We start from the raw sequence: 12074 nt of genomic DNA, 5'->3' as shown, positions 1-12074 counted from the left end.
GGACTCATGACGGCCCCCCATTGTCGGCGATCGCCTTTTCCACCACAGGCAGGATCCGCTCGACCATGACGTCGACACCCCGGGGATTGGGGTGCAGGCCGTCTCCCAGCTGCAGGTCGGGGTGACCGTCGACGCCGTCGAGGAAGAACGGATAGAGCGGAACGCCGTATCTCTCGGCAAGCCTCGGATAGATGGCGTCGAAGACCTTCTGGTAGTCGGCGCCGAGATTGGGCGCGGCGCGCATGCCGGCGAGAAGCGCCGGGATGTTGCGCTGCTTCAGCTTGCCCAGCATCGCGTCGAGGTTCTTTTCGGCGATCTCGGGCGAGACGCCGCGCAGCATGTCGTTGGCGCCGAGCTCGAGGATCACCAGCCTTGTGCCGTCCGGCACCGACCAGTCGAGCCGCGCCAGCCCGCCGCTCGAGGTGTCGCCCGACACGCCGGCATTGGCGACGGCGACGTCGAGGCCCTTTGCCTTCAGGGCCGCCTGCAGCCTGTCGGTGAAACCTTGACCCGGTCCAAGGCTATAGCCAGCCATCAGGCTGTCGCCGAAGCCGACTATGGTGAAGGTTGCGGCGCGCGCCGGCGAGATGGCGACGCAAAGGCCGAGGAAAAGGATGAGGGCTGCGGCAAAACGGTGTTTGAAAGCCATGCGGCGAGCCCCATATGACCGGAACAACCCAAGGGAGGAGACAGCGGCCGTCTCCTTTTTTCACATATAGGGCGCTTTCATTGTGACAGAAGCCGTCATCGCGCTGAGGGACATATCGCTGAGGCTCGGCGAGGGCGCGTCCTCCGTCCATGTGCTGAAAGACGTGAGCCTCGACGTGGCGGCTGGCGAAGCCACCGGCATTGTCGGTCCGTCGGGCTCGGGCAAGTCCACGCTGCTGATGGTCCTTGCCGGCCTGGAAAGAGTCGATTCGGGCACCGTCCGGATCGCAGGCGAGCTGATCAATGACAAAAGCGAGGACCAGATCGCTTCGTTTCGTGGGCGAAACATCGGCATCGTCTTCCAGTCCTTCCACCTCATCCCCAACATGACCGCGCTTGAGAATGTGGCGGTGCCGCTCGAGCTTGCCGGCCATTCCGATCCGTTCGGCGTGGCCGCGCGCGAGCTCGCGGCCGTCGGCCTGAGCGACCGCGTGACGCACTATCCGGGCGAGCTCTCCGGCGGCGAGCAGCAGCGCGTGGCGATTGCACGGGCGCTGGCGCCATCGCCGCGCATTCTCATCGCCGACGAACCGACCGGCAATCTCGACCAGGTGACGGGAAAGCAGATCGCCGATCTCCTGTTCGCCAAGGCGGCGGAGCGCGGCATGACGCTGGTGCTGGTGACGCATGATCCCGCGCTGGCCGGGCGTTGCGCGCGCCAGGTCTCGATGCGTTCAGGGCGGATCGAGGATGCGCCTTTGCTCAAAGTGACGGCATAGAGGCATGGCGGCCTCCTGGCTTCGAACCCTGAAGCTCGCCATCCGCTTCTCGCTGCGCGAGATGCGCGGCGGCCTGTCCGGCTTCATGATCTTCCTGGCCTGCATCGCGCTGGGCGTCGCGGCGATCGGCGGCGTCAATTCGGTGGCGCAAGCGATCTCGGCCGGCGTCGCCAATCAAGGCCAGACGCTGCTTGGCGGCGATTTGCGCTTCCAGGTCAACCAGCGCAGCGCTTCCGATGCGGAACTCGGCTTCATCAAGGGCCTCGGCGCGGTCTCGCTCAATTCCGGCATGCGCTCGATGGCACGGCTGGAGGACGGCTCGGACCAGGCGCTGGTCGAGGCCAAGGCCGTGGACGACGCCTACCCGCTCTTCGGCGCCCTGGAAACCGATCCGGCGCTGCCGAAGGAGCAGTTGTTCGGCGAAAGGTCCGGCGTGTTCGGCGCCGCCGCGCCCGACCTGTTGTTCGACCGGCTCAATCTTCACATCGGCGACAGGCTGAAGCTCGGCAGCGCCATTTTCGAACTGCGGGCGAGGCTGGTCAGCGAGCCCGATGCGGTCTCGGACGGTTTCGGCTTCGCGCCGCGGCTGATGATTTCGCGCCAGGGCCTTGCCGCATCCGGCCTTGTGCAGCTCGGCAGCCTGGTCGAGAACGCCTATAAGGTGCGGCTGCCCGAGGGGACGTCCGAGGTGCGGATCAAGGACATCCAGGCTCAAGCCGCGAAGGATTTCCCGCAGGCCGGCTGGTCGATCCGCACGCGCAGCAACGCCGCCCCCGCGCTCTCCGCCAATATCGAGCGCTTCTCGCAGTTCCTGACGATCGTCGGGCTGACGGCGCTGGTGGTCGGCGGCGTCGGCGTGGCCAACGCCGTGCGCGCCTATCTCGACGGCAAGCGCGGCGTCATCGCCACCTTCAAGAGCCTCGGTGCCTCGGGCGGCTTCGTCTTCACCGTCTATCTGGTACAGATCCTGTTGATCGCGGGCATCGGCATCGTGCTCGGGCTTGTCGTCGCCGCCGCGATGCCGTTCGTGGCGAGCGCGCTGCTGCAGTCGGTCATCCCCGTGCCGGCGCAAGGCGGCTTCTATCCCGGCGCGCTGGCTCTTGCCGCGCTGTTCGGCCTGCTGGTGACGCTGGCTTTCGCGCTTTTGCCGCTCGGCCGCGCCCGCGACGTGCCGGCGACAGCGCTGTTCCGCGAAATGGGCTTTGAAAGCCGGGGCTTGCCGCGCCTGCCCTATACGGGCGCGGCGCTCGCGATCGTGCTGGCGCTGGCAGCGTTGGCGATCCTTTCGGCCAATGACTACCGCATCGCCTCGATCTTCGTCGGCGCCACGGTGTTCGCCTTCCTGGTGCTGCGGCTGGTGGCGGCGCTGGTGCAATGGGCCGCAAAAAAGAGCCCGCGCGTGCGCTCCGTTCCGCTGCGGCTGGCGCTCGGCAACATCCACCGTCCCGGCGCGCTGACGCCATCGGTGGTGCTGTCGCTCGGCCTCGGGCTGACGCTTCTCGTCACCCTGGCGCTGATCGATGGGAATCTCAGGCGGCAGATCTCCGGCAGCCTGCCCGAGCGGGCGCCGAACTTCTTCTTCGTCGACATCCAGAGCAGCGATGTCGACGCCTTCGCCTCCCTCGTCGGCAAGGAGGCGCCGCGCGGAACCCTGGTCAAGGTGCCGATGCTACGCGGCCGCATCATGGCGCTCAACGGCGTCGACGTCGACAAGGTGAAGATCCCGGCCGACGGCGCCTGGGTGCTGCGCGGCGACCGCGGCCTGACCTATGACGCGAGAAAGCCGGACAACGCGACGCTGACCGAAGGCGCGTGGTGGCCGCAGGATTATTCCGGCGAGCCGCTGGTGTCGTTTTCGGCCGAGGAGGGCAAGGCGATCGGGCTGAAGCTCGGCGACACCGTCACCGTCAACGTGCTCGGCCGCAACGTCACGGCGAAGATCGCCAATTTCCGCCAGGTCGAGTGGGAGACAATGGGCATCAATTTCGTCATGGTGTTCTCGCCCAACACCTTCGCCGGGGCGCCGCATGGCTGGCTGGCGACGCTGACCGACAAACAAGCCACCACGGCTGACGACGCAAGGCTGCTCAACGCCGTCACCCGCGCCTTTCCGGCGGTGACGACGGTGCGCGTCAAGGACGCGCTCGACATCGTCAACCGGCTGGTCGCGCAATTGGGCACGGCGATCCGCGCCGCCGCCGGCGTGGCGCTGATCGCCTCGGTGCTGGTGCTCTCCGGCGCTTTGGCTGCCGGCAACCGGGCGCGCATCCACGACGCGGTGGTGCTGAAGACGCTCGGCGCGACGAGACGAACGCTGATTGCCGCATTCTCCCTGGAATACATGCTGATCGGCCTCGCGACCGCGCTGTTCGCGCTCGTCGCCGGCGGCATCGCCGCCTGGTTCGTGGTCGCGCATATCATGACGCTGCCGTCGCATTTCATGCCGCAGGTGGCGGTGGCGACGATCCTGGTTTCGCTGGCTGTCACCGTCGGCATCGGCCTTGCCGGCACATGGCGGGTGCTCGGCCACAAGGCGGCGCCGGTGCTGCGCAACCTCTGACGGAGGGCACTCGAGGCCGCCCGCCCACTTAAACCTTTGTAAGCCCGGTTAAATTTTCGTAAGAATGCCGCCCGAAAGACCCGAAAAGCGGCCTTTTGTCATCTCACAAAGCGTTGCGCCTCGTTACCGTCTTGTTCTTGACGTCGAGAACGCTCATATTTTGCGTCAGGCATGCTGGAGCCCCGCCAGCGGCGCCTGGTCTCAAAAGACCTGTCACCGGACGGGGCAGAAGCAACAGAGGATTTCCAATGGCTGATCCCATTCGCAACTACCAGACGTCCGCCGCCCCCGGCGCGCGCGTCGATATCGATCAGGGCCTGCGCGCCTATATGATCAAAGTCTACAACCTCATGGGGCTTGGCCTTTTGATCACCGGCCTTGCCGCCTGGGGCGCCTTCCAGCTCGCCATCACCGGCGACGGCCAGCTGACCGCCTTCGGCCAACTCATCTATGCAAGCGCGTTCCGCTGGGTCGTCATCCTGGCGCCGCTCGCCGCCGTGATGTTCCTGTCGTTCCGCATCCAGTCGATGAGCGTGGGCGCGGCGCAGGCCACGTTCTGGGTCTATGCCGGCCTTGTCGGCCTGTCGCTGTCGACGATCTTCCTCGTCTACACCGGCACCAGCATTACCCAGACCTTCTTCGCCACGGCCGCGGCCTTTGGCGGCCTGTCGCTCTACGGCTACACGACCAGGCGCGACCTGTCGGCATTCGGCTCGTTCCTGATCATGGGCGTGATCGGCCTGCTGATCGCGATGCTGATCAACATCTTCCTGCAGTCGTCGGCGCTCGCTTTCGCGATCTCCGCGATCGGCGTGCTGGTGTTCGCCGGCCTGACCGCCTACGACACGCAGAAGATCAAGGAGATGTATTTCGAAGGTGACGTCGCCGACGTCGCCGGCCGCAAGGCGATCATGGGCGCGCTGCGCCTCTATCTCGACTTCATCAACCTGTTCATGTTCCTGCTGCAGTTCATGGGCGACCGCCGCTAAGGGCGGTTACCCTGGTTTCAGTGGACCATAGATTTGCGAAAGGGCGGCCCAACGGCCGCCCTTTCTTTTCGCGCAGTCCTCTGCTGTTATCGAGGCAGCAAAGAGAACTGCACAAATTATGAGCACCATTGTCATCAGACCTGCCATCGCGGCCGACCTCGACCGAATCACCGAAATCTATGCCGATGCGGTCGCGCACGGCACGGCAAGCTACGAGCTGGAGCCGCCGAGCCGCGCGGAAATGGGCAACCGATTCGACAACCTGGCGGCGGGCGGCTTTCCTTATCTGGTGGCGGAGAAGGAGGGGATCGTGCTCGGCTATACCTATGCCGGGCCGTTCCGGCCGCGCCCCGCCTACCGATTCGTCATCGAGGATTCGGTCTATGTCGCGCCGGAGGCCAAGGGGCAGGGCGTGGGCTTGCTGCTGATGCGGGCGCTGATCGAGACGGCGCGCGCGGCGGGCTTCCGCCAGATCATCGCGGTCATCGGCGACGGCCACGCGGACAGCGCCTCGGTGCGGCTGCACGAGAAGCTCGGCTTCCGCCATTCCGGGCGCCTGGAAGGATCCGGCTACAAGCACGGACGCTGGCTGGACACCGTGTTCATGCAGCTTTCGCTAAATGGCGGCGCGGAATTGCCGCCCGATCCGGATTCGCTGCCGGAGCGAAGGTTTCGGGGGCTCAAGGGGAACTGAGGAACTGAAGAACTGAGGAACTGAAGAATTGAAGAATTGAAGAATTGAAGAACTGAGGAACTGAAGAAGAGGCGCTCAAGGTCCGCTGGAGCCACGGCTTTCTTGCTCAGTTCCTCAATTCTTCAGTTCCTCTTCTCACGCCTCGACAACCTTAAGCTTGGCATCGAAGACACCAAGCACGCGGCCGAGTTCCTGGCCTCGCTTGAGGATGCGGCCGCCGGCGGCGATAACGGCGAAAGCGCCTTGCCGGCGCGCCAGCCTGGGGTCTTTGACGATCTGGAACAGCGGCACTTCGCTGGCCCGGCGGAAGACGGAAAAGACAGCGCGATCAGTGAGATGGTCGATCGCATAGTCGCGCCATTCATTGGCCGCCACCATGCGTCCGTAAAGCCTCAGGATCTGGTCGAGCTCGCGCCGGTCGAATCGCACCGGCTGGTCGAGGCGTGCGTTGCGCGCCTCGTGCAACGGGATCAATATTCCGGATGCTTCCCCATCCTCCGTCCCGCCGCTGTGATCGGTCATGCCTCGATCCTTCGATTGAATCATGCGCCGGCCAAGGTTCGCGCTTTCATAAGGGAATTGCAAGGGCGCGATGGAATTGCAGGCCGGCCGAACACGCGCGGGGTCGCGCGTTTTCCCAAACGTCCAGTCACGTTTGCGAAACACATGTTGGAATTGGTGATGCTCCGCCACATTCTCGCCACAAATAATCCGCGCTCATGCCCCAATGTCCGACGAATTTACGGTCGTTGCCTGAGACGGTTCGGTCCGGCACCGGCTCGTAAACCCCAAGCCCCCCGCCCACGGGTCAGCGTCGGATCGAACCAACCTCGGTTTTTCCTTGGAAAAATCAGGTGCGACGATCCCAAAACCTGAATGACCGGCGTCAGAAGCAAGCTGACGCCGGTTTTTTATTGCTCGGCAGAACTCTCCCTTCTCCCCTTGTGGGAGAAGGTGGCCGCGAAGCGGCCGGATGAGGGGTGCTCCAGGGAACGCCAACGTCTCACTCTGCTGGAACACCCCTCATCCGTCTCGGCGCTGCGCGCCGATCCACCTTCTCCCACAAGGGGAGAAGGGGTTTATGGCTTGCGGATGAAGGCGGCGCCGAGGATCGGTCCCGGCATGCCGTCCTTGCCGACCGACTGCAGCAGCACCGCGCAGCCGCCTTTCCCTTTCTTGGAAATCTCGGTCATCGGCAATTCGTAGCGCTGCGCCTTGCCGTGCCACATGCCGGCGGTCTGGATGTCGGAAACGGCGTTCCAGTAGGTCAGGCTGCGGCCGCTGTTCTCGCCCTGGCCGATCTTGACCATCTGCGGCGGATCGAAATAGACGATCACCACATGGGCGTCGGTCGGGCCGTTGCCGGCATCGCCAGCGTCGATCATGACGCGGTCGCTGGTGCGGCTCACCTTGATGCCGACCCGCATGCCCTCGCCGGTCCGGTCCATCCGGGCCAAGGCGCCGTCGACATCCTTGCGGCTGGCGCCGTTGACGTGGCTGCGGCCATTGATGACGGCTTGCGGCGTGTAGACCGAGCGGCTGCCGAAGGCGCGCATATAGTCATATTGGCGCTCGGTGTTCTCCTTGGTGCTCAGCGTGTCCTGCCAGCCGAGATAGTCCCAGTAATTGACGTGGTAGGCGAGCGCGATGATGTCGTCCTTGCCGGCGAGCTCGGCGAAGAGCTCGTCGGCCGGCGGACAGGAACTGCAGCCCTGGCTGGTGAACAATTCGACCACGCCCAGGGGCTTGTCGATTTGGGCGTTGTCGGTCCGCGGATTATCCATCACGGCCTTTCCGGGCTCGGCTGCAAGGGCCACGCCGCCCAACGCCGTGAGGGCCAGCGCCAGTGCCGCAAGCCGCAATCGTCCTTGAATTGCCATGACTTTCCAATTCCCGCCGGTGACGCCGACCTTGTTCTGATTGCTAAAATGTGTGGCAGAAGCGCCAGTCAACGGGAAGTCACGTTGCGGTGAAATTTTTGCTGTTGCAGCCACAGGCAAGCGCGCAATAGGAGGGCGGTTGCATTTCAAGGCGCGGTTCGATTCGGGGGCAGCATCCTCACCATGTGGCAAACTCTCCTGACGCCTGTCGATCTCTATTGCGAACGGACGGGGCCTGGACTTTGGGCGGAGCCGGCCAATGCTTTGACCAACCTGGCGTTCATTATCGCGGGACTGTGGGGCGTCTGGCAGGTGCGGCGCTACAAGACCGGCACCTTCGCCGAAGTGCTGGCCTGGTGGGTCGTAGCGATCGGCATCGGCTCGACCCTGTTCCATACCTTCGCCAGCAAAGGCACGATCTGGGCCGATATCCTGCCGATCGCCGGCTTCACGCTGGCCTACACGCTGTTCAACCTGCGGCGCTTTCTCGGCATGGAGTGGCGTAAGGCGTTCCTCGTCTTCGTTGCCTTCTATGTCGTCGCCGGCCTTATCACCTTTGCCGTGCCGGACTGGCTGCGCCAGGCTTCGAACGGCACGACGAACTACCTGCCGCCTTTCCTGGCGCTCGCCTTCTTCGGGGCGTGGGTGGCGGCCACCGGCAACCGGGCCGGCTGGTACAATCTGACCGGATCGGCGATTTTCGTCGTCTCGGCGATCTGCCGTATGATCGATCCGCTGGTCTGTCCCAGCTTCCCGCTCGGCACGCATTTCCTCTGGCACGTCTTCAACGCGCTGATGCTGGCGGTGCTGCTGGCGGCGACGGCGCGGTTTGGGGAAAGGTAGGCAGTAGGAGTAGGGGAGTAGGGGAGTAGGGGAAGCAGATCGAGCGGGCAACCTGCCCTACTCCCCTATTCCCTTACTCCCCTATTCCCTTACTCCCCTACTCCCTTGCTGCTGTTAAGCAGCGAGATCGCGCAGCACGTATTGCAAGATGCCGCCGTTCTTGAAGTAATCGAGCTCGTCCAGCGTATCGATGCGGCAGACGATCGGCACGTTCTTCACCGTGCCGTCGCCATAGGTGACCTTGGCGACCATCTTCTGGCGCGGCTTGATCGTGTCCAGGCCGTCGATCTCGACCAGCTCGTCGCCCTTCAAATTGAGGGAGGCCCATGAGGTGCCGTCCTCGAAGACGAAGGGGATGACGCCCATGCCGACCAGGTTGGAGCGGTGGATGCGCTCGAAGGACTGGGCGATGACCGCGCGGACACCAAGGAGATTCGTTCCCTTGGCCGCCCAGTCGCGCGAGGAGCCGTTGCCGTATTCAACGCCGGCGAAGATCACCAGCGGCACGCCTTCCTGCTTGTATTCCATGGCGGCGTCGTAGATCGACATCTCCTCCTTCGAAGGATAGTGGATGGTGTAGCCGCCTTCGCGGCCGTTCTCGCCCAGCATGTGATTGCGGATGCGGATGTTGGCGAAGGTGCCGCGCATCATCACCTCATGGTTGCCGCGCCGCGTGCCGTACTGGTTGAAGTCGGCGACGCCGACACCATGCTCGGTGAGATACTTGCCGGCCGGCGAAGCGGCCTTGATCGAACCGGCCGGCGAGATGTGGTCGGTGGTGATCTTGTCGCCGAAGAGACCGAGCACGCGCGCGCCCTTGATGTCGCCGATCTTGCCGAAGGCGCGGCCCATGCCGGCGAAATAGGGCGGGTTCTGCACATAGGTCGAGTGGTCGTCCCAGGCGTAAGTTTGGCCTTCCGGCACCTTGACCTTCTGCCAATAGGCGTCGCCCTTGAAGACGTCGGCATATTTGCGGGCGAACAGCTCGCGGGTGACGTTCTTCTCGATGAACTCCTGGATCTCGGCCGATGTCGGCCAGATGTCCTTGAGATAGACAGGCTTGCCGTCGCTGCCTTCGCCGAGCGGCTCGGTCGTCAGATCCCTGGTCACCGTGCCGGCCAGCGCATGCGCCACGACCAGCGGCGGCGAGGCGAGGTAGTTCGCCTGCACGTCCGGCGAGACGCGGCCTTCGAAGTTGCGGTTGCCGGAAAGCACGGCCGCGGCGATCAGGCCCTTGTCGTTGATGGTCTTCGAGATCGGCGCCGGCAGCGGGCCGGAATTGCCGATGCAGGTGGTGCAGCCGAAGCCGACCAGGTTGAAACCGATCTGGTCGAGCTCCTTCTGCAGGCCGGACTTTTCGAGATATTCGGCCACCACCTGGCTGCCCGGTGCGAGCGAGGTTTTCACCCACGGCTTCTGCTTGAGGCCGCGCCGGTTGGCGTTGCGGGCCAAGAGGCCGGCGCCGATCAGCACGCTCGGGTTAGAGGTGTTGGTGCACGACGTGATGGCGGCGATGACGACGTCGCCATGGCCGAGATCGTGATCGGTGCCCTCGACGGCGTAGCGCTTCGAGATCTCGGCTGCCTTCTTGTATTCGGTCTCCATCGCCTTGGCGAAGCCGGCGGGGATGTCCTGCAGGGCGACGCGGCCCTCGGGACGCTTCGGGCCGGCCATCGACGGCACCACGTCGCCGAGGTCGAGCTCGAGCAGATCGGTGAAGACCGGGTCGGCCGAGCCTGTGTCACGCCACATGCCTTGCGCTTTGGAATAGGCCTCGACCAGGGCGATGCGGTTCTCCTCGCGGCCGGACATGGTCAAGTAGCGGATGGTTTCGGAGTCCACCGGGAAGAAGCCGCAGGTGGCGCCATATTCCGGCGCCATGTTGCCGATGGTGGCGCGGTCGGCCAGCGTCATGTTGGAGAGGCCGGGGCCGAAGAACTCGACGAATTTGCCGACGACGCCCTTCTTGCGCAGCATCTGGGTGACGGTGAGCACCAGGTCGGTGGCGGTGACGCCTTCCTTGAGCTTGCCGGTGAGGCGGAAGCCGATCACTTCCGGCAAAAGCATGGAGACCGGCTGGCCGAGCATCGCGGCCTCGGCCTCGATGCCGCCGACGCCCCAGCCCAAAACGCCCAGGCCGTTGATCATGGTGGTGTGCGAATCGGTGCCGACGCAGGTGTCCGGATAGGCGACCGTCTCGCCGTCCTCGGCGTTGGTCCACACCACCTGTCCCAGATATTCGAGGTTGACCTGGTGGCAGATGCCGGTGCCGGGCGGCACGACCCGGAAGTTGCGGAAGGCCTGCTGGCCCCATTTGAGGAACTTGTAGCGCTCCTCGTTGCGCTCATATTCCAGCTCGACATTGCGGGCGAAGGCCATCGGCGTGCCGAACTCGTCGACAATGACGGAGTGGTCGATGACGAGATCGACCGGCACCAGCGGATTGATCTTTTCCGGGTCGCCGCCGAGCGCCTTGATGCCGTCGCGCATGGCGGCGAGGTCGACCACGGCCGGAACGCCGGTGAAATCCTGCATCAAAACGCGGGCCGGGCGATAGGCGATCTCGACACCGGCGGTGCCCTTGTCGGCCAGCCAGGCGGCGACCGCCTGGATTGATTCCCGGGTAACCGAGCGGCCATCCTCGTTGCGCAGCAGGTTCTCCAGCAGCACCTTCATCGAATAGGGCAGCCGGGCGATGCCGGTGAGGCCGTTCTTCTCGGCCTCAACGAGGTCGAAATAAACATAGTCCGCGCCACCTGCGGTCAGGGTGCGGCGGCAATTGAAACTGTCGAGGGATTTTGTCACGGCGATCCGTCCTTGTCTGTTCAGCCTGAAAGGGAACGGACGCCGTTGGCATGCAATCACGCGCAAAGGTGCGGGTACGGCCATTTCCGCTGTCCGCTCCCAAGCAACCCGAGCCGTTCAAGGCGGCGCGTGCGCTGGTTCGGCGCTAATTCTGATCCCGCGCCGACCGCTGGCACGGATGAACCGCATATAGAGAATTTCCCGGAATAGTTCTAGACAGTCGAAAGACGAATTTGCGTGAGGCGGCGAGCGCCGCGCAACGGTGCTTTCGGGACGGGCAAGAATGCGGCTGATCGCCGAAAATCTGGGCGGCGAGCGCGGCGGCGAGACGGTTTTCTCCAACATCGGCTTCACGCTGGAAAAGGGCGAGGCGCTCATCGTCACCGGGCCGAACGGCGCGGGCAAATCGACGCTGCTGAGAATCGTCGCCGGGCTGCTGCCGGCCGCCGGAGGCAAGGTGCTTGTCGAGGGCGGCGGCGAGACTTTCCCGACGGTCGCCTCGGCTTCGCATTATCTCGGCCATCTCAACGCAATGAAGACGGCGCTCAGCGTCGAGGAGAATCTCGGCTTCTGGCGCGCCTTCCAGGGCGAGCCGGGGCTGGACGTCGAAGAGGCGCTGGAGACGGTGGCGCTCGGCGGTCTCGGGCATCTGCCCTTCGGCTATCTGTCGACGGGGCAAAGGCGCCGGGCGTCGATCGCAAAGCTCCTGGTCAGCCGGCGGCCAGTCTGGCTGCTCGACGAGCCGACGGCGGGGTTGGACAAGACCTCGGAGGAGCGGTTCGCGGGGCTGATGCGGGGGCATCTGGCGGAAGGAGGGATCGTGGTGGCGGCCACGCATCTGCCGCTGGGGCTGGAGGGGGCGAAGGTGTTGGGGAT

Annotated in this window: 10 protein-coding genes; 6 read left to right on the top strand and 4 right to left on the bottom strand. The window is 64.6% G+C overall.

The features are described from left to right. Positions 1-4: 4 nt before the first annotated feature. Positions 5-649, bottom strand: a complete 645-nt coding sequence (locus tag FJ419_RS27435) for an arylesterase (protein WP_140700408.1) — start codon at positions 647-649, stop codon at positions 5-7. Between the two features lie 82 nt (positions 650-731). On the opposite strand from FJ419_RS27435, the gene FJ419_RS27430 reads away from it, so the two are divergent. From FJ419_RS27430 to FJ419_RS27415, 4 genes are all read left to right on the top strand, one after another. Continuing rightward, positions 732-1427, top strand: coding sequence for an ABC transporter ATP-binding protein (locus FJ419_RS27430; protein WP_140700407.1), 696 nt, complete (start codon positions 732-734; stop codon positions 1425-1427). A gap of 4 nt (positions 1428-1431) precedes the next feature. Continuing rightward, positions 1432-3987 (top strand): ABC transporter permease, encoded by a 2556-nt coding sequence (locus tag FJ419_RS27425; RefSeq protein WP_140700406.1) that lies wholly within the window; start codon positions 1432-1434, stop codon positions 3985-3987. Positions 3988-4235: 248 nt separating this feature from the next. Next, positions 4236-4976 (top strand): Bax inhibitor-1/YccA family protein, encoded by a 741-nt coding sequence (locus FJ419_RS27420; protein WP_140546944.1) that lies wholly within the window; start codon positions 4236-4238, stop codon positions 4974-4976. A 118-nt stretch (positions 4977-5094) separates the two neighbouring features. Beyond that, entirely contained in the window at positions 5095-5670 is a 576-nt protein-coding gene (locus FJ419_RS27415; protein ID WP_140700405.1) for a GNAT family N-acetyltransferase, read from the top strand. A gap of 135 nt (positions 5671-5805) precedes the next feature. On the opposite strand, the gene FJ419_RS27410 is transcribed toward FJ419_RS27415, so the two are convergent. Together FJ419_RS27410 and FJ419_RS27405 are read right to left on the bottom strand one after the other, a co-directional pair. Next, positions 5806-6192, bottom strand: a complete 387-nt coding sequence (locus FJ419_RS27410) for a DUF2794 domain-containing protein (RefSeq protein ID WP_140546946.1) — start codon at positions 6190-6192, stop codon at positions 5806-5808. 557 nt (positions 6193-6749) lie between these two features. Beyond that, the gene (locus tag FJ419_RS27405; RefSeq protein WP_140700404.1) at positions 6750-7550 is read right to left on the bottom strand and encodes a thioredoxin family protein; all 801 of its coding nucleotides are present in this window, start codon (positions 7548-7550) and stop codon (positions 6750-6752) included. 183 nt (positions 7551-7733) lie between these two features. On the opposite strand from FJ419_RS27405, the gene FJ419_RS27400 reads away from it, so the two are divergent. Next, positions 7734-8393: a ceramidase domain-containing protein gene (locus tag FJ419_RS27400; RefSeq protein ID WP_140700403.1), complete on the top strand. Its 660-nt coding sequence runs from the start codon at positions 7734-7736 to the stop codon at positions 8391-8393. A 114-nt stretch (positions 8394-8507) separates the two neighbouring features. Here the strand turns inward: FJ419_RS27400 and acnA are convergent, their stop codons facing one another. Continuing rightward, positions 8508-11198: an aconitate hydratase AcnA gene (gene acnA / locus FJ419_RS27395; protein WP_140700402.1), complete on the bottom strand. Its 2691-nt coding sequence runs from the start codon at positions 11196-11198 to the stop codon at positions 8508-8510. 283 nt (positions 11199-11481) lie between these two features. Between acnA and ccmA the strand changes: the two genes are divergently transcribed. After that, positions 11482-12074 (top strand): heme ABC exporter ATP-binding protein CcmA (gene ccmA, locus FJ419_RS27390; RefSeq protein WP_140700401.1); only part of this gene is annotated, 593 nt, incomplete at its 3' end.

This window comes from Mesorhizobium sp. B2-6-2 (assembly GCF_006440615.1).
In the GTDB taxonomy this organism is placed as follows: Bacteria; Pseudomonadota; Alphaproteobacteria; order Rhizobiales; family Rhizobiaceae; genus Mesorhizobium.
Note: the sequence above shows the minus strand (reverse complement) of the source record. Positions and strands in the feature narration are given on the sequence as shown.